The organism is Komagataeibacter xylinus (genome assembly GCF_031081985.1).
Taxonomy (GTDB): Bacteria; Pseudomonadota; Alphaproteobacteria; order Acetobacterales; family Acetobacteraceae; genus Komagataeibacter; species Komagataeibacter xylinus_E.
In genome coordinates this window covers 199,278-223,047 of record NZ_JARWSK010000001.1, presented here as the reverse complement: position 1 = coordinate 223,047, position 23,770 = coordinate 199,278, and the positions used below count along the sequence as shown (strand labels likewise).

General features: G+C 62.0%; 18 protein-coding genes. 12 read left to right on the top strand and 6 right to left on the bottom strand.

All coding sequences use genetic code 11. From position 1 onward, the window contains the following. Positions 1 to 46: 46 nt before the first annotated feature. Entirely contained in the window at positions 47 to 1,609 is a 1,563-nt protein-coding gene (glpD, locus tag QEG70_RS00985) for a glycerol-3-phosphate dehydrogenase (protein WP_308718923.1), read from the bottom strand. A gap of 455 nt (positions 1,610 to 2,064) precedes the next feature. Here glpD and QEG70_RS00980 point away from each other — a divergent pair, with 455 nt between their 5' ends. From QEG70_RS00980 to QEG70_RS00970, 3 genes are all read left to right on the top strand, one after another. Then, the gene (locus QEG70_RS00980; RefSeq protein ID WP_308718922.1) at positions 2,065 to 2,877 is read left to right on the top strand and encodes an MIP/aquaporin family protein; all 813 of its coding nucleotides are present in this window, start codon (positions 2,065 to 2,067) and stop codon (positions 2,875 to 2,877) included. 116 nt (positions 2,878 to 2,993) lie between these two features. Continuing rightward, a complete protein-coding gene (locus QEG70_RS00975) occupies positions 2,994 to 3,440 on the top strand; it encodes a hypothetical protein (RefSeq protein ID WP_308718921.1) in 447 nt (148 codons plus the stop codon). Positions 3,441 to 3,897: 457 nt separating this feature from the next. Then, on the top strand, positions 3,898 to 6,246 hold the full coding sequence (locus QEG70_RS00970) for an AAA family ATPase (protein WP_308718920.1): 2,349 nt from the start codon (positions 3,898 to 3,900) through the stop codon (positions 6,244 to 6,246). A gap of 71 nt (positions 6,247 to 6,317) precedes the next feature. Here QEG70_RS00970 and QEG70_RS00965 read toward each other — a convergent pair whose 3' ends face one another. Then, the gene (locus QEG70_RS00965) at positions 6,318 to 6,761 is read right to left on the bottom strand and encodes an Lrp/AsnC family transcriptional regulator (protein ID WP_130731805.1); all 444 of its coding nucleotides are present in this window, start codon (positions 6,759 to 6,761) and stop codon (positions 6,318 to 6,320) included. Between the two features lie 137 nt (positions 6,762 to 6,898). On the opposite strand from QEG70_RS00965, the gene alr reads away from it, so the two are divergent. Then, positions 6,899 to 8,080, top strand: coding sequence for an alanine racemase (alr, locus tag QEG70_RS00960; RefSeq protein ID WP_308718919.1), 1,182 nt, complete (start codon positions 6,899 to 6,901; stop codon positions 8,078 to 8,080). Continuing rightward, entirely contained in the window at positions 8,080 to 9,336 is a 1,257-nt protein-coding gene (locus QEG70_RS00955) for a D-amino acid dehydrogenase (RefSeq protein WP_308718918.1), read from the top strand. The genes alr and QEG70_RS00955 overlap by 1 nt, the downstream gene beginning before the upstream one ends. Before the next feature lie 4 nt (positions 9,337 to 9,340). Here the strand turns inward: QEG70_RS00955 and QEG70_RS00950 are convergent, their stop codons facing one another. The 3 genes from QEG70_RS00950 to QEG70_RS00940 all read right to left on the bottom strand — a co-directional run bounded on the left by QEG70_RS00950 (position 9,341) and on the right by QEG70_RS00940 (position 14,556). Next, complete coding sequence (locus tag QEG70_RS00950; RefSeq protein ID WP_308718917.1) at positions 9,341 to 10,291, bottom strand: LysR family transcriptional regulator; 951 nt, start codon at positions 10,289 to 10,291, stop codon at positions 9,341 to 9,343. A gap of 155 nt (positions 10,292 to 10,446) precedes the next feature. Beyond that, entirely contained in the window at positions 10,447 to 12,525 is a 2,079-nt protein-coding gene (locus QEG70_RS00945) for an FUSC family protein (protein WP_308718916.1), read from the bottom strand. A 318-nt stretch (positions 12,526 to 12,843) separates the two neighbouring features. Beyond that, positions 12,844 to 14,556, bottom strand: a complete 1,713-nt coding sequence (locus QEG70_RS00940; protein ID WP_308718915.1) for an NAD-dependent malic enzyme — start codon at positions 14,554 to 14,556, stop codon at positions 12,844 to 12,846. A gap of 118 nt (positions 14,557 to 14,674) precedes the next feature. Between QEG70_RS00940 and QEG70_RS00935 the strand changes: the two genes are divergently transcribed. After that, complete coding sequence (locus QEG70_RS00935) at positions 14,675 to 15,580, top strand: LysR family transcriptional regulator (RefSeq protein ID WP_308718914.1); 906 nt, start codon at positions 14,675 to 14,677, stop codon at positions 15,578 to 15,580. 53 nt (positions 15,581 to 15,633) lie between these two features. On the opposite strand, the gene QEG70_RS00930 is transcribed toward QEG70_RS00935, so the two are convergent. Further along, entirely contained in the window at positions 15,634 to 16,785 is a 1,152-nt protein-coding gene (locus tag QEG70_RS00930) for a sensor histidine kinase (protein WP_308718913.1), read from the bottom strand. Between the two features lie 513 nt (positions 16,786 to 17,298). Between QEG70_RS00930 and QEG70_RS00925 the strand changes: the two genes are divergently transcribed. From QEG70_RS00925 to QEG70_RS00900, 6 genes are all read left to right on the top strand, one after another. Then, positions 17,299 to 19,029, top strand: a complete 1,731-nt coding sequence (locus QEG70_RS00925; RefSeq protein WP_308718912.1) for a carbohydrate porin — start codon at positions 17,299 to 17,301, stop codon at positions 19,027 to 19,029. A gap of 174 nt (positions 19,030 to 19,203) precedes the next feature. Further along, a complete protein-coding gene (locus tag QEG70_RS00920) occupies positions 19,204 to 21,612 on the top strand; it encodes a TonB-dependent receptor (RefSeq protein WP_308718911.1) in 2,409 nt (802 codons plus the stop codon). 29 nt (positions 21,613 to 21,641) lie between these two features. Next, complete coding sequence (locus QEG70_RS00915) at positions 21,642 to 22,331, top strand: Fe2+-dependent dioxygenase (RefSeq protein ID WP_308718910.1); 690 nt, start codon at positions 21,642 to 21,644, stop codon at positions 22,329 to 22,331. Between the two features lie 226 nt (positions 22,332 to 22,557). Then, positions 22,558 to 22,764 carry a cold-shock protein gene (locus QEG70_RS00910; RefSeq protein ID WP_061271879.1) on the top strand — a complete coding sequence of 69 codons (207 nt, stop codon included), beginning with the start codon at positions 22,558 to 22,560 and terminating at the stop codon, positions 22,762 to 22,764. A gap of 79 nt (positions 22,765 to 22,843) precedes the next feature. Next, the gene (locus tag QEG70_RS00905) at positions 22,844 to 23,149 is read left to right on the top strand and encodes a hypothetical protein (protein ID WP_308718909.1); all 306 of its coding nucleotides are present in this window, start codon (positions 22,844 to 22,846) and stop codon (positions 23,147 to 23,149) included. Between the two features lie 274 nt (positions 23,150 to 23,423). After that, positions 23,424 to 23,753, top strand: a complete 330-nt coding sequence (locus QEG70_RS00900; RefSeq protein WP_308718908.1) for a hypothetical protein — start codon at positions 23,424 to 23,426, stop codon at positions 23,751 to 23,753. Positions 23,754 to 23,770 lie beyond the last annotated feature (17 nt).

Genomic DNA, 23,770 nt, shown 5'->3' with positions numbered 1-23,770 from the left:
CGTTTGGGCCGCAGGCGTATGACACCTGCGGCCTGACTGTTTTTATTTATGCGGAAGTGGGCGCCGTGCCCGGCTTGCGGGCCTTGAGGTAGGCCTCGAGGCGGGCCGTGTCCTCATCGGTCACATGCAGGCCAAGGCGGGAGCGACGCCACAGGATGTCCTGCGTGGTCTGCGCCCATTCGTTCGCGATCAGGTATTCAACCTCCCGCACGCTCAGCCCCGCGCCAAACAGTTCGCCCATGTCCTCCATGCTATGGGCATCGCCCACGATCTCGGTGGCGCGCGAGCCGTAATTGCGCACGAGGCGCCAGCTCAGCTCATCCCCAAGGAAGGGAGCCTGCGCACGCAGGCGGGCCAGTGCGCCCTCGAACCCGCCCTCGCCCAGGTCGCCGCCGGGCAGCACCTTGTCCGCCGTCCAGCCCGGTGCCGACAGCACGGGCAGGAAGGGCTGGAGCTTCTCGATCGCATGCTCGGCAAGGCGACGGTAAGTGGTGATCTTGCCGCCAAAGATGGACAGCATGGGCGCCTGGTTGCCCTGCGTGTCGACATCGAGCACGTAGTCACGCGTTACGGCGGAGGCGTTCTTGGCCGCGTCATCATAAAGCGGGCGCACGCCGGCGTAGCTCCACACCACATCAGCCGGGGTTACGGGCTTGGTGAAGTAGCGGCTCACGCTCTCGCACAGGTAGCTGATTTCCTCGGGCGATATCTCGACATCGCCGGGGGCCTGCGTCCACGGTACGTCGGTCGTGCCGATCAGGGTGAATTTCTGCTCGTAGGGAATGGCGAAGACGATGCGCTTGTCCGGGTTCTGCAGGATGTAGGCCTGCGGCCCGTCAAACAGGCGCGGCACCACGATGTGACTGCCCTTGACGAGGCGCACGTTCTTGGTGGACTGCACCTGCGCGCGCTCACGCAGCACTTCGCTCACCCACGGCCCACCGGCATTGACCAGCACGCGGGCACGCACGGTGGTCTTGGTGCCATCGAGCATGTTCTCGATGTCGGCTTCCCACACGCCATTGACACGGCGGGCAGCAACCATGCGGGTGCGGGTGCGGATATCGGCGCCACGCGCCTTGGCATCCATGGCGTTGAGCACGACGAGGCGGCTGTCCTGCACCCAGCCATCGGAATAGGCGAAGCCGCGGGCGAGCTTGCCATTGAGCGGCTGACCTGCCGATGACGTGCGGAAGTCGAGCGACTTGCACTTGGGCAGCGTCATGTTGGGTGCGAGATGATCGTACAGGAACAGGCCAAGGCGCAGCATCCAGGCCGGGCGCGCCTGCGGCGTGTAGGGCAGCACGAAACGCATGGGCCAGATGATGTGGGGGGCTATGCGCAGCAGTTTCTCGCGCTCGATCAGCGCCTCGCGCACCAGACGGAATTCATAATATTCCAGATAGCGCAGCCCGCCATGGATCAGCTTGGTGCTGGCCGATGAGGTGTGGCTGGCCAGATCATCCTGCTCGACAAGCAGGACCGATGCGCCGCGCCCGGCGGCATCGCGCGCAATGCCCGTGCCGTTCACACCCCCGCCCACGACCAGCAGGTCGAGCAGGCCACCCGGTGCCGCGGTGGTGCGGAATGTTTCGTCCATGGACGCCATAGTCAATGTTCCTCCTGATGCATATGTTCGTAACCGAACATTATGATCGATTCAAGAGGGCACGCGCACATTTCTGCATGCGGCACGTCTAAATAATTCCTTCTTTTTCCATGCATGATAGTGCCCGGCATTAGCCACAAATTCGCCATTCCGAGTAATTTATATGCCGGAGCGATTTTTGTGCATGTGCGAAATCGCACATCTCGTTCCGCAACCCCACTCCTCACCTTTCATCATCACAACAACATCACCTGCCCCCGAATCTGGAATGTTGGAGAAATTTCATGAAATATAATGAAATATATGGAAAAAGGAGACTCTCTTACCCGACGGATCGCGCAGGCCCCTTCCCCGGTGAAGAATGTTCGTTTAAGAACATTCCCGGGCTGCAAACCGGCCACAAGGCCAACAGCCGTTTCCCATCAAATGATAATAAAAGAATAAAGTGGGTTAAAATGCTGAAAAACAGACAATTTCTGGGTGAACTCATATCAGAGTGCATCGCGGTCATGATCATCGTGCTGATCGGTGATTCGGTCGCCGCGATGTACGCGCTGTACGATCCCAGCCCGTACAAGCAGGCCTATTGGGGGGTGGCCATTGTGTGGGGGCTTGGGGTTACGATCGCCATCTACATCACCGGCAGCGTGTCGGGCACGCATGCCAACCCGGCCGTATCAGTCGCACTCGCGCTCTACCGGGGCTTTTCGTGGCGCAAGGTGCCCGGCTACTGCGCAGCCCAAGTGCTGGGGGGCGTGATCGGGGCAGCACTGGTCTATACGCTGTACCAACCCGTGATCGACCATTACAATCAGGCGCATGACCTCACCCGCGCCGCTGGCGGGGCGGCGGGCGTGTTCTTCACCCATCCCGGCGAGGGCATTACGCCACTGCATGCCTTTGTTGATGAAATCATCCTGACCGGGCTGCTGGTCTTCGGCATTTTCGCCATAACGTGTGAATACAATACCGTCGCACCCCAGGCCAATTCGGGCGCGCTGATCATCGGGCTGCTTGTGGCCAGCATTGGCGCCTGCTCGGGTTACCTCGAGGCCTGGGCCATCAATCCCGCACGCGACTTCGGGCCGCGACTGTTCTGCCTTGTCATGGGCTGGGGCGACTCTGCCCTGCCCGGACCGGACCATTTCTGGTGGGTGCCCATTGCCGGGCCGCTGGTTGGCGGGGTGGTGGGCGCCGGGGGCTACCAGTTCCTCATCCGCCCGTTCATTCCGCGCAGCGCCACGCCATCCATCCCGCCCGCGCCATGAACCACCGCCCCTGCGACACAGTGCGCGTATGATGTGATAAAGCTTTCGGGCGCCTTTTTCCAAAGAGGCGCCCTTGCGAATTTATTACGTTGTGCGGCATTTTTGCAGGCGGATTCATGGACTGGGCAACACGACAGCATCACTTCAAATGGGATGGGGCGCTGCGCGATATTTACGTCACACCCGCCACCATGGCGGACTGGCAGCGCGTGCTTACCAGCCTGCGCCACGAACCTGCCCGGCTGGACTACCGGCTTGATGGCATCCCTGCGCCCCTGCCCGCTACCGTCAATGCCATATTCGCGGCCACGCGACACCATGCGGTGACCCTTGCCTGCCATATGGGCAATATAGTCTATGCCTGTCACTTCTTCAGCACCGAACGAATCGAATTCGACCTCGACCCGCGCAGCGTGCAATCAGGCCACAACCTGCCTGGCTTGCGGCACTTCATGGCCATGCTGGCCCGCGCCTGTGGCAGAACGTCCGTCCTGACCCATGAAAACGCGCCCGGACAGGTCATTGCCCGCGTGCAACCCACCGGGCAGATGCTCTGGGCCTGAGCGCGCCAGCGATCATGCCGCCTGTTTTAACAAGGATTTCATATTTTTATAATGCTGATATGTTATTTTATATAATTAATGATAATACCAATAATTATCAGATTTTATGCCACCACAATGATAATAGGGGTTGACAAAAGCAATAAAAAAATGTAGTCATCTGTCCATGCACTCCCCTCCACTGAATATGCAGTCAACTGCATCAGATGGCACATCATGCGACAGGGGGGAGGCGACAATTTCAAAAGACACTTTAAATTATTTCAGATGGAAATACTCCATAGCGCGCGAAAGAACAAAAACAGCGCTCGAAAGATTTGACTTCGCCCTTGGGCAATCCTTAACGGACCTGGAACGGTTCAGGCAATACTTCAGAAATGATATTGTCGCCTCGCTTATGTTCATGGGGCGTGCTTCGCGTTCCCTGCCTATCATGCCACGCCCCCCTGAAGCCGCAATGCGTGACCTTGAACGGCAATCCGTGCGCAATGCCATCTGCGATTATACGGACCGGTTCATCCGTGAATACCGGGCAGCAAACCCCGTCTCCAAAATAAAAACGTCCCTGACTGAAACAGGCGATGCACAGTCACCTGCCCCTCCCGATCCGGACTGCGATATCGACCTGTCGCTGCTGATTACTGCCATTGTTGATAAACTGCATGAATCCCGGGTCAGTGTTTTACTGCGTCCGAACAATATGTATGTGCTTGACCACACGCCGCATGGCAACACGGCGCAGGATCCGGTAACCGCATGCCTGTATGTCAAGAATCATACCCTGCTCTGTCATGTCATGGATGCGCTTCTGACCTATTGCGACAATAAAGAGCGCTATCAGGTCGCGTGCCTGCGTGATCTGCACAAGACCATGCACATGAATACCAGTTACGACCATGATACATATAAGGTCAACCTTGCCGACTGGGCGCTGGTTATTGAACGGCTCATGCTTGGGCTGCACAGGACCAGGGAATACATCAACTGCGTGCAGAACGAGGACACCGATGACCTTGTCCTGTTCAGGAATATGGTCAAGGCGCTGGTCCTGTATTCAGAACTCGGCATCAGCCCATATGACAGTACGGGCACTTATCCGCCCCCCCGCCATGACATCGACGAGATAGGCATATGGTGCTTCATGCTTGTTGATGGCGATGAATACATGGTGGATATGCCTTTTTACCCCGGATGTACGGAAAAGCTTTCTTTCTTCAAAATGATAGATGAAAGAATGATATTCTATGACACGGCGCTGCACGACGGGTATCTGCGTGATATGGGACGGGCAGCCTTTATTCGTACGTCCGAACCGGATTACACCATTCGCGGCATCATAAGGGAGGCAGCCCTCGCCGCCATCGCTTTTGTTGGCCCGGACGCCGGGCACACGCTCATCGGGCAGATCGATGAATCCTTCATGCTTAAAATCATAACCCATGTCTTCGATCAGTATGATTACATCAATGTAGAGCACGACACGGGCCACATTCTTAAAGCCCAGTGCCTTGACCGTATCTTTCCCGCGCCATGCCTGAACAGCGACAGCCTGGCGCAGGCGGCGGTAGCTCTTTTCAAAACGTTCCATTCCGGGGCCGACAGGAGACATCTATTTGGCAAGATGCACATAATACCGGCTTTCTTCGAGAATCTTATTGAATTCCGGGAAGCGCTTGATCGTCAGACCCATATCAGCAGAAAGGCCATTGAAGAAATCATGAATGATCACGACAATAATGATCGCGAAAACAATGATGACGATGCGTCTTTCCCCCATTTTGAGGTAATGGATAACGATGATCTGCTGAAGGATTTCTTCTCCGATGAGTCTGAAGAAGTGCCGGCTCCCTTTGCCTCCTTTGGCATGGCTACCAGAGCGAAGGCGGAACCCGAGGCACCACCCGCCCCAACACCTGCTGATGCAACGTGCGTAACCATTTTCCCCACACCCGTGCCGCAGGACATTATCAAGAAGCATGCAGGCCGCAAGGGCACCAATAACCGGATTGGCCTGTTTGCCGAACTGAACCAGCCCCTGCCCCTGGCCGAGCCGACAACGCTGGACATGGCGCCGCTGGTCGCACGCTTTCCGCATGCGGCGCATGCCATTAACGAAATGGCCCGGGTGTTCAATAGCAGGCAGCGCTTTGGCAAGTTCATCCGCCCGCGGCCCATCATGCTCGCAGGCCCCTCGGGCTGCGGCAAGACCAGCCTGGCGCGCGCGTTTTTTGAACATATCGGCCTGCCGTTCGATACCAAGAATGTGGCCAGTATTCATGATACGTTTTACCTGACCGGCAACCACAAGGGTTTTTCCGAATCAGGGCCGTCACAGGTCATCGAGCGCATCGCCATGACCCGCTGCCCGAACATGGCGTTCATCCTTGATGAAGTGGACAAGGTCTCCAACAACCTCCAGCACGGATGCCTGCAAGATGCGCTGCTTGCCGTGGCCGACAAGAAGGAGGCGGAGCATTTCCGCGATTACTGGCTCGATCTGGATGCCGACCTGTCCTGGCTGTCATGGGTGTTTACCGTCAATGACCTTGACAGGGTCAGCCCGGCGCTGCGCTCGCGCTGCACCATCATCCCGCTCGAGGCCCCGAAGCCTAAGCACATGCCTGCCATCGCTGCGAACCTGATGCGCGAAATCGAAGCCGAACGCGGCCTGTGCCCCGGCTGGTACCATCTCTCCACTTTTGAACTACGCGCGCTGGGCGAAGTCTTTCGGGGCGACCTGCGCACCTTCAAGCGCTACGTGGAGGCCGTGGCCGATGAGCAGGAAGACAACATGGCCCGCGCCTGAACCACGCCACTCCGCGCACCATGGCGGAGCGTGCCAGCACCGCAGTTGCGTTCCACAACGCGCATGCCGTGCTAACGCTGCACGACGGTGCGGATGGCGAAATTGCTCTGTATGCGGGCCACGCCGGGCATGCGCGAGAGTTCCTCCTTATGGATGCGCTCATAGTCAGCCGCGTCACGTGCCTCGACGCGCACGAGGTAATCGGCGTCGCCCGTCATCAGGTAGCATTCGCGCACATCGGCGCATTCACGCACGCGGGCTTCAAAACGGCGCAGGCATTCCTCCGTCTGCCGCTCCAGCGTGATCTGCACAATCACGGTGGTCATGCCATGCACCGAGCGCTCATCCACCAGGGCGCGATAGCCCCGTATCACCCCTTCTTTTTCCAGCATCCGCACACGCCGCAGACACGCCGAAGGCGACAACCCCACCCTTTGGGCCAGGTCCGCATTGCTCATGCGGCCATCATGGCGGAGGTGACGCAGGATGGCATCTGTCAGCCGGTCGAAGGGCATGGTGAATTTTCCGCTTATTTTCGTATATAATTGCGCACAGGCGCGCATTAATCGCATGATCATGCACAAAACGACAGGACATTTTGTTACCACACGCATACGATCAGTCATGTTCCGCCCGATGGAGTAAGCGCCCCATGCCTGATTTGCCCTTCCCCCTGCCCATAACTTCAGGCTGGGCCCTTGCCGGTGCGGGTGCTGCGCTGGAAATCGACCTGGATGCCATCGCCGCCAATTACCGCCTGCTCGATGCCCGCACGGGCGCTGCCACCTGTGCGGCCGTGGTCAAGGCCGATGCCTATGGCCTGGGCGCCGACCGGGTTGCCCCGGTGCTGGAACAGGCCGGAGCGGGGGTTTTCTTTGTCGCCCATCTGGAAGAAGGCATTCGCCTGCGCCCGCATGTTGCGCCCACGGCACGGATCTTTGTGCTGCACGGCCCCATGCCCGGCACCGAGGCGCTGTTCACCCGCCACGCCCTGCTGCCCGTGCTCAACAGCATGGAGCAGGTTGCCGGCTGGCGCGCCCATGCCACACAGGCGCAAAAGGCGCTGCCCGCCGCCCTGCAGGTTGATACCGGCATGTCGCGCTTTGGCCTGTCGGAGGCGGATGTGGCGACACTGGCCCAGACCCCTGCCCTGCTTGATGGCATCGACACGAAGCTGGTCATGAGCCACCTCGCCTGCGCCGACACGCCCGAAAACCCGGCCAACGCCATGCAGCGCGACCGACTGCGCGCCATGGCAGCCCGGCTGCCCGCCGCCCCGTGGGCGCTTTCGGCCTCATCGGGCATTTTCCTTGGGCCGGACTATCATTTCAACCTCGTGCGCCCCGGCGCGGCGCTATACGGCCTTGCCCCCAATGCACAGACCCCCAACCCGCTGCGCCCCACGGTCAGGCTGCGCGCGCGCATCGTGCAGCGCCGCGCCATTGCCGCGGGCAATGGTGTGGGCTACGGCCTGACCTGGCGCGCCACCGGGCCGCGACGGATTGCAACGCTGGGCATCGGCTATGCCGATGGCTTCCTGCGCAGCGGGGCACAGGGTGGCTGCGCGTGGCTGGGTGACTACCGGCTGCCCATCCTGGGGCGCATTTCCATGGATTCCACCACGGTGGATGTCAATGACGTGCCCGAAAGCGTGCTCGATGCCGCAACCCATGTGGACATGATCGGCCCGCGCCGCAGCGTGGACGACGTGGCGCATGATGCAGGCACCATCGGTTACGAAGTGCTGACCGCACTGGGTTCGCGTTTCCATCGCACATACCGGCAAGCTGTCGCGTGCGATGCTTCTCCCCGCCAGAACAAGGCCTCCGTGTAATGAAAATCATCGTACTGGGTAGTGGTGTCGTTGGCGTGACATCGGCATGGTATCTCGCGCAGGCGGGCCATGAGGTCACGGTTGTTGACCGGCAGCCCGCAGCCGGGCTTGAAACCAGCTTTGCCAATGCCGGGCAGGTCTCGCCGGGTTATTCCTCGCCATGGGCGGGGCCGGGCGTGCCGCTCAAATCCATCAAGTGGCTGCTGATGAAGTACCGCCCCTTCGTGTTCTGGCCCATGCCCGACCCGCATCTGTGGAAGTGGCTGGTGCAGATGCTCGAGAACTGCACCACGAGTGCCTATGACCGCAACAAGGGCCGCATGGTGCGCATTGCGGAATACAGCCGCGACATGATGATGGACCTGCGCGCCAACACTGCCATCACCTATGATGACCGCCAGCAGGGCACGCTGCAGGTGTTCCGCACGCAAAAGCAGCTTGATGGCATTGCAGGCGATATCCGCGTGCTTGAGCAGTATAACGTGCCCTATCAGGTGCTCACGCGTGAAGGCTGCGTCGAGGCCGAACCGGGACTGGCCGCATCGGCGCATAAATTCGTGGGCGGCCTGCGCCTGCCGGGTGACGAGACGGGCGATGCCTTCCTGTTCACCCAGCGCCTCGCGGCCAAGGCGGCTGAAGCGGGTGTCACCTTCCATTACGATACAAGCATCCGCACCATGACATCCGAAGGCGGGCGCATTACCGGCGTCGAGACCAGCCGGGGCCGCATGGTGGCTGATTCCTATGTCGTGTCGCTTGGCAGCTACTCGCCCGCCATGGTGCGCCGCCTGGGTCTTGACCTGCCGATCTATCCGGTCAAGGGCTACTCGCTCACCGCCGATATCGTGAACGAGCAGCGCGCCCCGGTCTCGACCATCATGGATGAAACCTTCAAGATCGGCATCACCCGCCTTGGCGGCCGTATCCGCATTGGCGGCACGGCGGAACTCGCGGGCTTCAGCACCCGGCTGCGCGCCCCGCGCCGCGAAACGCTGGAGCATTCGGTGAACGACCTGTTCCCCGGTGGCGGCAATATCCCCGCCGCAAAATTCTGGACCGGCCTGCGCCCCATGACACCTGATGGCACCCCCATCATCGGCCGCACCAAGTATGACAACCTGTTCCTCAACACCGGCCACGGCACGCTGGGCTGGACCATGGCCTGCGGCTCGGGCAAGGTCCTGGCCGACATCATGTCCGGCCGCATGCCCGACATCCCGCATGAAGACCTGGGCATCGTGCGCTACGGGCAGTAATCCCTCACGGGCCTGACGGAGGAGCAAACCCTTCCGGCAGGCCCCCGCCCCGTTCGCGCACCACCCGATACACCGTGTTGCGCAACCAGCGATGCACCGGATCGCCATCGCGCCGTGGGTGCCATGCCTGAAAGGAATGTACCGTGGGCAGGGCGAAGGGAAATTCGAACTCGGCCAGGTGCATGGAGCGGATGGGCAGATAATCAATGGCGATGCCCGGCAGCGGCAGGATCATGTCGGTCATGCGCAGGGTCTCGACCATGGCGTAATAGGTGGGCACCACCATCACCACCCGGCGGCGCAGGCCAAACTGCTCCTTGAGCACCGTATCGATCGGCCCATGCAGCCTGCCCCGGCGCGATACGCTGATATGCTCATACCGCGCGATGGATTGCGGCGTGATCCCTTCCGCCAGGATGGGGTGATCGGCCCGTACGAGGGCGCGGAACGCAGTGGGGAAGATGCTCTGGCGGCGTATCTCGGGCCGCATGTCATCCGATGCGCCGAGATACAGGTCGATATGGCCTTCGCGCAGGTCGTTGCTGGGTTCATCATCCGTTTCGGGCACGAAGGTCAGGGTGCAGCCGGGGCAGTCATGGCGCAGGGCGGCAAGAATGGCCGCGCCAAAGGCGCCCACGATCAGGTCATTGGCGCGCAGCATGAAATGCGGTGACAGGCTGGCAATATCGGGCGTGTCCTGTTCTTCGAGCAATGAATCAGCGCCATCGACAATGGCGCGCAGCCGCTCGCGCAGGCCGAGCGCAAAGGTGGTGACCACCATGCGCCGCCCCGATGCCACCAGAATGGGGTCATTGAACACCACGCGCAGCTTGGCAAGGCTGCGGCTCATGGCGGCCTCGCTCATCTGGAGCCTGCGCGCCGCGTGCGAGACGCCTTCCTCCTCGATCAGGGCCTGAAGGCTGCGGAGCAGGTCGAGATCATAGCGTTTTCTCATGCCCCGTGCGTTTCCCCCTTGCCAGACCGGACCGGATGCGTTGCGATTATCCTAAAAAACCGGATTTGACCAATCCGCAACCTGACCAGACCCAGTAAAAAGTTTTTGGGGGCCGTCTTTTTGAAAAACAGCTTCACCAAAAACTTTTGCAGTTGTCATTCCACCCCGGCTTCCATCGCGCTCAGGCAGGCCGTGACCGTGCGGGCAATGCCATCAAGGCAGGCCAGCACCTCAAGCAGCCTTCCGTTGCCGGGGTCGGCTTTTTCCAGCCCGGCCAGCCGCCTGCGCGCCGCCCGCACCACGGCCACCCCGCGCGGGCTGATGGGCCGGTAGCGCACCAGCGCGCGCAGCAGGGTGGTGATGATGTCGGTTGCGCCGTCGCGTCGCTGCCGCTTGAGTTCGCGCAGCAGCAGGATGTTCAGCCCGACGGAGGAAAACATGAGCATGAGCCGGATGCCGCCACCCGCCGTATGATCGCCCGCCTGGGCCGCGTGGCGCACCATGCGCCCGATCCGGTCAACACTCGTGCCGATCCACCATTGGGGCGAGGGCGGCAGCGGCACGAGGCACAGCCGCCGCAACTCGCCGCGCATATGCGCGCCAAAACGCAGCCGCTCGGCCCGCGCCCTGAATGGCAGCACCAGCCGGAACACCAGCACGCTCAGCCCGACAGCCAGCACCGTGTGCAGCGCGTTGTTGAGGAAGGCGATCTCATCCACCCGGCTCTGGTTGCCGGTCATGAGCAGGTTGGGCATGAGCAGCCCGTAAGCCGCCGCTGCCCCCGCCGTACCCCGATTGCACTTGGCCAGCCCGCCCACGAACAGGAAGAGGCCGAGCACGAAGGCCAGTTCCTCATAATCGCTCAGATACGGGATCAGCCACAGGCTGAGGCACCCCGCCGCCACGGCCGACCACACCGCGCCCGACAGGAAGCGCGTCGTGGCCACCACCGGGTTTTCGCGCGTGGCGAACAGCCCGCACACCAGCGTGGTAATGGCAATGAACCCCATGCCGCCAGGCCAGGCCGTGCATTCATAGACAAGGGCGGCGAGCATGATGGCGGCAGCCCCCCGCAGCCCGTTATGGAATGCAAGGCGGATATCGCGGTGCCCGCCAAGGTGAAAGCGAAAGCGGTCATGCGGCGGCGGGTTGAAAATGGCATGGGCGTGGTCCAGCGCTGCCTGCAGGTCCTCCATGGTGGCGGCCAGCACGCCGTGGGTCACGCGGGCCATCTCGTGCGCGCCGCGTGCGGCACGCTGCTCGAACAGGGCATGCAGATGCGTGACCTGCTCGTACAGATCATCCAGCGCGCCGGCTGCAAGGCGGCAGGTAGCCAGCCGGTCGCACAGATGCAGCAATTGCCCACGCGTATCGGCCAGCGCCGTATCATCGGCCAGCATGGCCCGCTCCGTGCCGCCAGACAGGCCGACAAGGCGGGTCACCAGAATGGAGACTGCGGCCAGAACCGCGCGGGCATGATCGCCCGCATGCACCTGCCGCCCCATCTCGATGGCCGGGAACTCCAGCCCCTGATGCACCGATACCAGCATGTCGGAAAACTCGCCGGCATGGACCAGCGTATCGCGCTCATGCAGCACGATCTCGCGCAGCAGGCCACCGAGGCGGTGCAGCACATCTTCCACCTGCCCCACCATGGTGGCCTGCGCGCGTGTGGCAAGATTGAAGGTGAACAGCACCGCCATCGCCGCCTCGCACACCACACCCAGCACGATATAGCTGGCGCGCGACATGGCGATGAAAAACACGTTATCGGGCTCGGATGCGGCCGCCACTGCAATGATGGAGCACGTATAGCCCGACAGCACGAACGCATAGGAGCGGAAGTTGAGGCAGAACGTGGCCAGAAAGCTGCACAGGCCGATCCACGTCGCAACGGCGGGAAAAAACAGCCATGACTGCTGCGGAAACGCCCCGATGAACACGACCGCCGCCACCGCGCCGACCAGCGTGCCCACAATGCGCCACCGCGCCTTGGACATGCTCTCCCCACGGCGCACCTGGGCCACCGACCACACGGTGGCCACCGCCCATTGCGGGCTGTCGAGTTCCATCCACAGCGCAATGGCAAGGGCGATGAGCGAGGCCGCCGTATTGCGCAGCGCAAAGCCCACGGCCTGTGGCGTGGGGCAGACCAGCCAGCGCAGCCAGTCCACCCCGGGCGGCCAGCGCAGGCGGGCGACCGGATTGGGCATGATGAGGCGGGATAGATCCATCTAGGCAGCCCTGCCCCGACGCGGCTGGTCGCAGCCCCTCCTCGCGCGGGGCGCTTTGACGCGACTGCATGGCGCCCTCAGAGCGCTGCTCCGCATCGGGCTGGAGCGCAGGACCAGGGGCATGTCACGGCAGGTATGGGCTTTAGGCAAAACCTGCCCGCGCAGTCGCCTGCACGGCACAGGCACGTCGCGCCAATGTTTTTGACATAGCCGCGCAGCAGAATGCCGCATTCGTGAAAAAAAGGCGACAGAGGTGGCCTTTCATCATCTGGCATCAAGACGTTGCCTGCACATGCTTTTGTCCGGCAATATCGAAATTCAGGCTTTCTCGTACGGGCGATAGCAGGCGGTCCACACCGCGTCGCGCAGGGCGGTCTCGACTTCATGGGCCGGGGCCTGCGGGGCCACGCCTTCCTTCTGCCCCTGCGCAATGACGGCGCGAGCCACGGCGGTGGCAACAAGCCGCAGTTCCGATACGGGAGGCAGCAGCGGCGCGGTGGTGGGGTCGGCAGCCTTTGCCGCGGGCGAGAGGGCGGCAAGCGCATGGGCCGCAGCCAGGAACATGCCATCAGTCATGCGCGTGATGCCACCGGCCACCACTGCCAGCCCCACGCCGGGAAAGACGTAGGAATTGTTGATCTGGTCAACCGGGCGCAGGCGACCGGCATATTCCACCGGCGCAAACGGGCCGCCCGTGCCGATGATGGCGCGCCCCTGCGTCCATGCCAGCAGGTCGGCAGGCGTGGCCTCGATATTGGCGGTGGGATTGGACAGTGCGAAGATGATGGGCCGCGCCGCCTGCTGCGCCATGGGGGCCACAATCTCGCGCGTAAATGCCCCGCCCTGCCCTGATGTGCCGATCAGCATGGTGGGCTGCACATGGGCCATGACCTCGGCAAGGGTGATATGGGCGGCATCATCCACGCGCCAGCCCGATGCCACATCGGCAGGCTGGGCGAAGGGCTGCTGGCCCTCGGTAACACCCGCCATGCCCTCGCGCACAAGGCCATTGATATCAACCATGAAGAAGCGGCGGCTGGCCTCCTGCGCCGTCATGCCGCCTGCCACCATCATCTGCGCCAGCAGGTCGGCAATGCCGCACCCGGCACCGCCCGCGCCAAAAATGACGATCTTCTGCGCCTCAAGCGGCGCGCCTCCGGCCCTGATGGCCGCGAGCAGCGCTCCGGCAGTAACGCCCGCCGTGCCCTGAATGTCATCATTATAGGTGCACATCTCGCCGCGATAACGGCGCAGGATGCGCAGCGCGTCAGCGCCCGAAAGATCCTCCCAATGCAGGGCGATGTTGGGCCAGCGCGTGTTCACGGCCTGCACGAATTCGGCAATGAAGGCATCATATTCCGCACCGCGCACGCGGGCATGCCGCCAGCCGATATATTCGGGGTCGGCCAGCAGGGTCTCGTTATCGGTGCCCACATCGAGCAGGACGGGCAGCGCGCGGGCCGGGTCGAGGCCGCCACAGGCGGTATAGAGCGAGAGCTTGCCAATGGGGATGCCCATGCCATTGGCCCCCTGGTCGCCAATGCCAAGGATGCTGCCGCCATCGCTCGCCACAATCACGCGCACGCCATCAAACTGCGGGCTGGCCAGAATCTCGGCAATGCGGCCACGGTGGTCGGCATAGTTCAGGAACAGGCCGCGCGGGCGGGTCCAGATATGGCTGAACTCACGACATGCCCGACCGATGGCGGGCGTGTAGATGATGGGCAGCCACGCCTCGAGCGCCTCGTCTATGATGGCATAGAAAAGCGTTTCGTTCCGGTCCTGGATTTCGCGTAGCGCAATATGTCGCGCAAAATTGTCCGGCAGGGCAGCGAGGCGGGCGCGGGCAAGGTCGGCCTGCTCGGCCAAAGTGGTGACGGAAGCGGGCAGCAGGCCATGCAGCCCGAACAGGTCACGTTCGCGCCTGTCGAATGCATTTCCCTTGTTCAGCACGGGGCAATCCAGAAGTTCCCTGCCAGACAAAGCCGTTTTGAGGGAGGAGGAAAGCATGGCCCGCGCTGTATCCGACATAATGACCCGACATTGTGATAACGATTGAACGGCGCGCAGGATACGGATCTGCACATCTTCGTGTAGGGCATGGGCATGCACGCCAACCGTACGCCAAACGCAATCATGGAGCCGACAGTTGCCCGATGAGATCAGTGACCTGAGATTTTTCTGCATCCTGGCCGCAGCGGGCAGCATTGCGGGGTGCGCGCGCGCCATGGGCCTCTCGTCCGCTGCCATGAGCCGCAGGCTGAGCACCATGGAAGCCCGGCTGGGCACGCGGCTGGTCACGCGCACCTCGCGCCATTTCGCGCTCACGGCGGAAGGGCAGCGCCTGCACGAGCATGCCGTACGCATCATGCAGGAAGTGGAAGAGGCGGAAGCCGAACTGACCGCACGCGCGGGCATTCCGCGCGGGCTGCTGCGCGTGGGCGTGCCATCGGAGATCGGGCGCAAGATGCTGGCAGGCGTGGTGGCGGCCTTCGTGGAGCAGTACCCCGAGGTGACGGTGCAGCTTACCCTGTCCGATGCCGGGCTGGACGTGATTGATGACGGACTGGACATCGCCATCCGCCCCGGCATGCCGCCCGATCAGGAGGTGATGACCACCAGCCTTATCAACAGCCGCCGCGTGGTCTGCGCCTCACCCGAATACCGTGACCGCAAGGGCCTGCCCGCCACGCCGCACGACCTGCTCAAGCATGACTGCATCTGCCTGATCCGCCGCCAGCGCATCTTTAACGAATGGGTGTATTTTGATGGCAAGGCCCGCAAGGAAGTGCATGTCACGCCCCGCCTCGCCACATCAAGCAGCGAGGTGGTGCATGACTGGGCAGTGAGCGGGCGCGGCATTGCGCTCAAGGTATTGTGGGACATTGCCGATGACCTCAAATGCGGCCGGCTGATCGAATGCCTCAGCACCTACAGGTGGGAGGACGTGACCCTGTGCGCGGTCTACCCCTCGCGCACGCACCTGCCCTCGCGCACGCGGCTGTTCCTCGATTTCGTGCGCAAGGAACTGCGGCAGGCCTATTTCGGCACATAGGCCCGGCCAGCCGGGCGGGAAATGGCAGCTTTAAAAATAGTCAGGATTGATAATTACACGGCATTCGCGCTGCCTGGCAGCCACACCGTGCAGCAGGTGCCCTGCCCCGGCGCGCTGGTGATGTCGAGCCGGCCGCCATGCCGGTCAACGATATGGCGCACGATGGCCAGCCCAAGCCCCGTGCCCTGCTCGCCACCCGCCCCCGGCGTGGGCGAGACACGGTAGAAGCGCTCGGTCAGGCGCGGCAGGTGCTGTGGCGCGATGCCCGGCCCGTTATCGCGCACCGAGAGCAGCAGGCCACCATTATCCTGCCATTGCGCCGCGATTTCGATGCGCGGCTCGACGGGCGGCTGCGGCCTGCCATAACGCAGGGCGTTCTCGCTCAGGTTGACGAGCACCTGCAATATCTGGTCCGCATCGCCGCGCAACGTGCCTGCGGGGGCGGGATGCAGCACCAGGGCCGCGCGATCCGCCTCGGGCTTGCCCTGTACCTCATCATTGAAGCGGGCAAAAAGCTCGCTCACCACAATCATGCCCTGCGGGCGCTGGTGCTCGAGCATCTGCACGCGCGACAGGTAGAGCAGCCGGTCGATCAGGCGCTGCATGCGGCTGGCCTGCCGGGCCATGATGGCAAGGAATTTGTGCCGCGCCGTGGCATCATTGGCGGCCGGGCCCTGCAGGGTCTCGATAAAGCCGATCAGGGCGGCAAGCGGGGTGCGCAGTTCATGGCTGGCATGGGCCACGAAGTCGCTGCGCGCGCGATCAAGCGCGTCACGCGCCGTGGCATCGAGCAGCACCACGACGCAGGCAGGCTGTCCGTGCCATATCCCGGCCCTGACAAAGGCCTGCACCACGCGGCGCACCGGCACGTCGGCTTCGATGGTCACTTCCGTCACCCCACCGGGGCGCAGTTCGGCCACGGCACGCTGCAGCGCGGGGTGGCGCACGAACATGCCCAGCCCCTCGGCAAATTCCACCTGCGCGCGGGCGCCGGCATGCAACAGCCGCCCGCCCCGTGCCAGCACCAGCAACGACACGGGCAGGTCATCGACCGGCACCGTATCCTCATCCGTGCCCGCGGGTTCGGCCTGCAGGCGCACCGGGTAGCCCGAAAGCCGCCCCACCGCGCCATAACGCCACGCGCCATACCCCCCGAGCAGCGTCCCGGCCACGAAACCCATCACCACAAGCACAAGCGCCGACACACCTTGTCTCCTCTTCGCGGGCCTGCCCCACGGCACCACAGGCGCGATACCATGAATGGGAGAACAGCGGAAACCAGAATGAGATACGAAATAAAATTACAATTTGTGCATCGCAAAATTAACATAGTTATTTTCTGTTTGATAATTTTATAATTTTAGTCCATCATACCTGAAGATCGAAGAGTATCCGAAAAAAGCCTGCCTACAAGGCACCCGCAGGCCGCATGGCGATTGGGAGAAAGTTTTTTACGAAAGCTTTGCCACAAGACCGCCTTGAAAAAGACGGGAGCTGAAAACTTTTATTCTTACCAGCGGTTTGTTCTGGATACTCTTCTAAAAAAACAAGAACAATGGTGCCTCAAATCATGATCCACTCCCGCCCGCGCAACAGCGCGCCAGTCGTTTTTCCCGCCACGTTCGTAGGCCAGCCGCCCGGCTAAGGCCCGCATTCCTTTATTCCCGGCATCCCCGCCCCGTCCCGTGCTGGACCGGGCCGCGAGAAAATCGACAGACATGACAAGACATATCTCCCCACACGCCAATGGGCGTGCGCGCGCGCCGTTCCCTTCCGGCTGGGGATGGCTGCTGGCCGCAGGCGCCACCGCGCTGGCTCCGGCCCAGCACGCCCATGCCCAGGCGTCGGTTGACCCCGCCATGAAGCCCGTGCCCTCCATCATGGCGCCCGGCGCGGTCTCGGCCATGCCGTCAACCGGCATGACGCAGGAGGAACAGATCAGCATGCGCCTCGATGCCGAGCGGCTTGGCCCCCAGCCACAGGCCATCCGCCGGCCGCCCAACACGCCCATCCCGCCCAGCGGCGTGCCGGCCTTTCCGTCCGCGGGCCTGGCCACCATGAGCGTGGCCCCCGTCAGCAGCCCCGGTGACAGCAAGGCCTTCCACCAGATCGAACTTGATGCGCTGAGCCACCACGAAGGCCCCTCCGGCCTGCTGCCCGGCTGGATCGACGCCCAGCATGACAGCGACCTTGAAGACCCGTACTACGTGCCCACCGCAGGCAGCGGCCACCTCGTGCCACTGCTCGACCCGCTGCGCAAACGCCTGCGCGACCACGGCGTAAGCTTTGCCTTTACCTACAAGGGCGAGGCGATGGGCGTGATTGATGGCGGCGTGCAGCGTGGCATGAGCTACGTGCATGAGCTGACCGCGCAGGTGAACTTTGACCTGGAGAAAATGGCCGGAATCAAGGGCTGGTCGGTCCATACGCTGGTGATGGAACGCGCAGGCCGCGCCGTGAGCCATGACCGGGTGGGCGAATATTACGTCAACCTGCAGGAAGTGTATGGCCTGTCGGGCAACGTGGTGGCGCATCTGGTTGATTTCTATGCCGAAAAGAAGCTGCTCAACAACCATCTCGACATCAGCTTCGGCCGCATGGCGCTGACCCATGTGTTTGCCACCTCGCCACTGCTGTGCTCGTTCATGGTCACCTGCTCGGCTCCCGTGGCGCTCAAGCTCGACCCCGGCTTTTCGGTCTATCCCAAGGCCACATGGGGCAGCCGCCTGCGCCTGCGCCCCACGCGTGACACGGCCATCCAGTTCGGCGCCTATTCCGTCAACGCGCTGACCGACAACCCCAGCGGCTGGTCATGGGGCAGCGAGAAGGCAACGGGCGTGATGCTGCCGGTCGAGTTCACGTGGCAGCCCTTCCTGACCCGTAACCGCCTGCCGGGGCATTACGTGCTGGGCTACGCGCATGACACCACGCGCTACCCTGACGAGATCGGCATCGGCCTGCCCGCCGCCCTGCGCACGGCGGCAGGCCACCAGCGCTCGGCGCCGATGGACATGTTCTGGTTTGAAGGCGACCAGATGGTCTACCGCCGGGGCGGGCGCAACCAGATGGCAGGTGGCTACCTGATGGCGGGCTACATTCACAACACGCCGCATGTCACGTCCATCTCGGATGAAGCCTATGGCGGCCTGTCCTTCGCGGGTGTCATTCCCTCGCGCGTGACCGACCGGCTGGGCATCATGTATTCATGGTACCACGTCAGCCACCGCAAGGAGGAAGGGCAGATTTTGCGTTACGAGGCCGGTTATTCGCTCGGCGCCTCCGTGCGCGCGCCGCAGACTGACTCCCACATCATCGAGGCGTATTACGCCATTGACGCCATGCCCGGCATACTGGTGCAGCCGGAATTCGAATACATGATCCGCCCGGGCGAGACCAGGCACATCCCCAACGCGGCCCTCGTGGGGCTGAAGGTCATCGCCAACCTCTAGCCATGTGGCCCCTGCCCCGCGCCCGGAACGGCGCGGGGTTTTTCATGCACCGTTAATGAGAATGTGAATTTGTTGCAATTATGTGACACATCATGACAAACCCCACGCGGGTATATTGCGACTAATTATCAGAATCGATATTGCAACCTCCTGCAATTAAGAGGCTGTTGCAATATGACCGAAAAGACCATCCGCCAGAAACTCAGGCCATTCTCCCTGCTCACCGCCTCCATGGCCCTTGCCTGCGCCACCACCAGCGCGCATGCGGCACAGGACACGGTGCCCGCAACCGATACGCAGGCCACCACGCCTTCGGGTGATGCCACGGCAAAGAACGCCAAAAAGCAGGATGCCTATAACCATGAGGCGGAGCACGGGTTTGACGTCACCCACGTCACGGCCTCGCCCATGAACGTCCTGCATGAGTCCATCGGCCTGAGCCGCATGCCGCAGGACGCCATGCACACGCCCCAGAACGTGAATGTGGTGCCGCAGGTGCTCATGCAGCAGCAGAACGTCAAATCGCTTGATGAGGCGCTGAAGAACGTGCCCGGCATCACCGCATCGGTGGGTGAAGGCGAAGGCGGCATGGCGGGTGATCAGTTCCTGATCCGTGGTTTCGCAGCCCAGAACGACATTTATGAAAACGGCCTGCGGGATTTTGGCGTCTATGCGCGCGACAGCTTCTATTATGACCATGTCTCGGTCATCAAGGGTCCGTCATCGGAGGTGTTCGGCAATGGCACCACGGGTGGCGCCATCAACATCGTGACCAAGACGCCGCATCTGGGCAACAGCTACCAGGCCAGTTTCTCGGGTGGCAGCGGGTCGTATTATCGCGGCACGCTGGATGTGAACTACCAGATCAACAGCACCACCGCCTTCCGCCTGACCGGCATGGGCAACGAGAACAACGTGGTGGGGCGCGACTACATCTATTCCCATCGCTGGGGCATTGCGCCGTCCATCGCGTTCGGGCTGGGCAAGAAGGTCTCGTTCGTTCTGGAATACTTCCACCAGAACGATAATCGCATCCCCGATTACGGCGTGCCGGTTGTCACCCCCACCGGCGGCATCGGCTACCCGGTAACCGAAAGGGGCGTGAAGCGCACCAACTGGTACGGCACCACCTACGACCAGGACAATACCAGCGATGACATGATAACCGGCCGCCTGACCGCCAAGGTCAGCCCCCTGCTCACGCTGTATAACGACATGCGTGGCGGCATCTTCCACCGCTATTTCTCGGCATCGCAGGAGGCATGCTCCAATTTCAGCTCTGGCGCCACGCTGACCAACAACACGATCAACGGCGTGGCCCCCTCCTCCACCTGCCAGTCGGATTACCTGTCCGGCAACGCGGCCAATGCGCAGGTGGCGCGTAACGGTGGCGTGGGCGGCCCCGAACCCTACCGGCAGAGCGACTGGTCGATACAGGACGTGTTCTCGGGTGTGGCGCATCTCAAGACCGGGCATATCCGCCACGAGATCATTGGCGGGTTCGACATCGAGTATGTGACCGACCACCGCCAGAACTACGCCTATGGCTCCAACCGCCCCAGCACCAGCCTGCTCGACCCCTCGCCCTACGTGCCCGGCCTGACGCTGGGCGACTGCAACCAGTACCCCAACCGGCTGGTCAATATCGGCAACGGCGTGGGCCGCAAGTGCTACAAGGACAGTTCAGCGCTTGATGTGGGCTTCTTCCTGTCCGATCAGGTGTGGCTGACGAAAAACCTGTCGGTCAAGGCGGGCTTCCGGTGGGATCACTGGAACAGCACCTACAGCGCCACCGGCGGCAGCACGGCCACGCCCGATGTGAGCTATGGCCAGAACGAGACCACCATCAACCCGTCGGTCAGCATCATGTACACCCCGCGCAGCAACCTGATGGTGTATTTCAACTGGTCGGAATCCACCACGCCGCTCAGCCTTTACGTGACCAACAGTTCCGAGCCGATGACCTCCAAGAGCCAGAGCGCCGCCCCCGAGCGCAGCAGGCTGTATGAGGTGGGCGCCAAATACAGCGCCTTCCATGACCGTATCGGCTTTACGGCGGCCCTGTTCCGGCTCGAGAAGAACAATTCCACCCAGACCGACCCCAGCACGGGCGATGTCAGCGCCACGAGTGACCAGGAGCGCAACCAGGGGCTTGAACTCAGCGTATCGGGCACGCTGCTGCGCAACTGGATGTTCTATGGCACCTACGCGCTGTATGACCCCACCATTACCAAGGCGGGTTCCACCTCATCCAAGCAGGGCGGCCAGATCCAGTACGTGCCCCATAACCAGGCCACCGCCTGGACCAGCTACGAGATTGCGCCGCGCAAGCCGTGGAACATGACCATAGGCGGCGGCATTACCTGGCGGCAGGGCGTGTGGCTTGACCAGCTCAATACCGCCCGCGCACCCGCCACGGTGGAGTTCGACGCCATGGTCGCCCACCGCTTCAACAACAACTGGAAAGTGGCCATGAACGCCTATAACCTTGATAACCGGCTCAATTATGGCAGCCTGTTCTCCAACCGCGTCACCCCTTCCGTCGGGCGGTCGTTCCTGTTCAACATCTCGGCGCAGTACTGACCCATCCCCCACAACCAAGGCCCTAGCCCATGCTGCTGCACATTCCCGCCCTGCTCAACGCCGATGAACTCGCCCACTGCCGCGCCCGCCTGCGCGATGCGCAATGGACCGATGGCCGCGAGACGGCGGGCGTGCAGTCGGCGAAGACAAAGAACAACCTGCAACTGCCCCGCGATTCCGAGGCATGCCGGGAACTGGGTGAGATCGTGCTGCGCGCGCTCGGGCGCAATGCCCTGTTCAATAGCGCGGTGCTGCCCTACCGGGTCAGCCCGCCGCTGTTCAACCGCTACGAAGGCGGCATGCGCTTTGGCGCGCATGTCGATAACGCCATACGCGGCATCCTGGCAGGCGGCATCCACACGCGCATCCGCACCGATGTGTCCTCCACGCTGTTCTTCTCCGACCCTGATGAGTATGACGGCGGCGAGCTGACCATTCACGCCAATGGCAACGAGCAGGCCATAAAACTGCCCGCGGGCGACATGATCCTCTACCCCACCACGGTGCTGCACAGTGTCACCCCGGTCACGCGCGGGTGCAGGCTGGCGGCATTTTTCTGGTCGCAGTCGATGATTGCGGAAGAGAGCCGCAGGCAGATCATGTTCGACCTCGACATGCAGGTCACATCCCTGCGCGAACGGCTGGGGGATGCCGATCCTGCCGTGCTGTCACTGACCAATATCTACCATAACATGATGCGCCAGTGGTGCCTGCTGTGAGCAATTATCCGGTGGGGTAGCGGAAATATTTCCGATTTTTTGAATATTTTACGTGCTATTTCCGGATAACCTCTATAGGAAGGTCCTCACGGCTGGACTTTTCAGCTACGGACAAGATTTCAGAGCAGCTACACCAAGCGGCCTTATGGCATCCCCGATAAAACGAAAAGTCTCGATCCCATGCATGTTCGCGTGGGGGTGCCGGTTATTCTAAGGAGGCCAAATTATGGCCGCAGGAACAGTTAAATGGTTCAACGCCCAGAAGGGCTTTGGATTTATCCAGCCTGATGACGGAAGCGCCGATGCTTTCGTGCACATCTCTGCCGTTGAGCAGGCTGGCCAGCAGACCCTGTCCGAAGGGCAGGCCGTGACGTATGACCTCGAACGGGGCCGTAACGGCAAGTCTTCTGCAGTCAATCTCAAGATTGGCTGATAAACGCGGCAGGAACTCCGGTTCCTGCCGTTTTTATTTCTTCCCCCTTTTTCGCCTCATGCGCGCCTTCCGGCTGATCGTGACAGCCCTGCTCTGCCTGCCCGCCCCTGTGGCCCGGGCGCAGATGCCCCAGCCCGGTGGCTGGAACGGGAGCGTGGCCCTGCCTGCCGCCCCCATGGCGCCAGCCTATGCCGCACCCTCACTGAACCATTTCGCCCCCCTGCCCCATGCAGGCATGCCGCCTTCGCGCAGCCTCACGACCGGGCCAGATACCCCTTACGCGGGTAATTCATCACCTTCCCCCCAGCCCGACCGCTATGAGCAGGACTGGGCGGCGTTCGCACAATCCGAACGCGCCATTGCCCGGCAGATGGGCCGCAAATAGCGACACCGCACCCTTCGGGCTGCCTGCTCGTGGTGGAAAGGGCTGCAGTACTATTCAAAAAACGCGAAAAGACCGTACGCCCGGTGGTATTGTCCGTGGTGCGTAACATAGTCGCTGCATACCGCGTCCTTTTGCTCATCGGATTCTTGTCTCACGTTCCTTTTTTTCTGGATACCGTTTCATGGCATGTGCTCTATTTTCATACTTGATATGAACTGAGCCCCTGCAGACCGGCTGCTGCGCTACTGGATACTTACCCAAAGGAAGGCATGACGTGCCCCCTCCCGCAGACAAAGACCCAACATCATCCGGCCTGAACCTGCTGCGTGGATGGGTGGATGATATCGCCAAGGGGAAAGGCCCCCGCCCTACGCCCACGGTCTATGACAGGGCGGCGGAGGCCGGTGAGAAGCATGTCGAAAATTTCTTTTCCCAGATCGCGAAAATGGGCGGGGATATGGATGTGGCACGCTCGCATGCGGAAAACATCTTCTGCTCCGGGTTCAACACTTATCTGGATAATGAAAACGTAACTCCCGGAACGCCCGAAAGCGCCGCGGAACTGGAACTGGCGGTCATGGTGTGGAAAAGCCGCAACCCCTGACCTGCTTTTAGTCCGCC

Excerpts from the sequence above, each read along its gene's own strand:
- QEG70_RS00945 (WP_308718916.1), bottom strand. The coding sequence starts at position 12,525 with ATGGATCTATCCCGCCTCATCATGCCCAATCCGGTCGCCCGCCTGCGC.
- QEG70_RS00915 (WP_308718910.1), top strand. The coding sequence starts at position 21,642 with ATGCTGCTGCACATTCCCGCCCTGCTCAACGCCGATGAACTCGCCCAC.
- QEG70_RS00925 (WP_308718912.1), top strand. The coding sequence starts at position 17,299 with ATGACAAGACATATCTCCCCACACGCCAATGGGCGTGCGCGCGCGCCG.
- glpD (WP_308718923.1), bottom strand. The coding sequence starts at position 1,609 with ATGGCGTCCATGGACGAAACATTCCGCACCACCGCGGCACCGGGTGGC.
- QEG70_RS00965 (WP_130731805.1), bottom strand. The coding sequence starts at position 6,761 with ATGCCCTTCGACCGGCTGACAGATGCCATCCTGCGTCACCTCCGCCAT.
- QEG70_RS00940 (WP_308718915.1), bottom strand. The coding sequence starts at position 14,556 with ATGTCGGATACAGCGCGGGCCATGCTTTCCTCCTCCCTCAAAACGGCT.
- QEG70_RS00920 (WP_308718911.1), top strand. The coding sequence starts at position 19,204 with ATGACCGAAAAGACCATCCGCCAGAAACTCAGGCCATTCTCCCTGCTC.
- QEG70_RS00975 (WP_308718921.1), top strand. The coding sequence starts at position 2,994 with ATGGACTGGGCAACACGACAGCATCACTTCAAATGGGATGGGGCGCTG.
- alr (WP_308718919.1), top strand. The coding sequence starts at position 6,899 with ATGCCTGATTTGCCCTTCCCCCTGCCCATAACTTCAGGCTGGGCCCTT.
- QEG70_RS00910 (WP_061271879.1), top strand. The coding sequence starts at position 22,558 with ATGGCCGCAGGAACAGTTAAATGGTTCAACGCCCAGAAGGGCTTTGGA.
- QEG70_RS00950 (WP_308718917.1), bottom strand. The coding sequence starts at position 10,291 with ATGAGAAAACGCTATGATCTCGACCTGCTCCGCAGCCTTCAGGCCCTG.
- QEG70_RS00980 (WP_308718922.1), top strand. The coding sequence starts at position 2,065 with ATGCTGAAAAACAGACAATTTCTGGGTGAACTCATATCAGAGTGCATC.
- QEG70_RS00955 (WP_308718918.1), top strand. The coding sequence starts at position 8,080 with ATGAAAATCATCGTACTGGGTAGTGGTGTCGTTGGCGTGACATCGGCA.
- QEG70_RS00970 (WP_308718920.1), top strand. The coding sequence starts at position 3,898 with ATGCGTGACCTTGAACGGCAATCCGTGCGCAATGCCATCTGCGATTAT.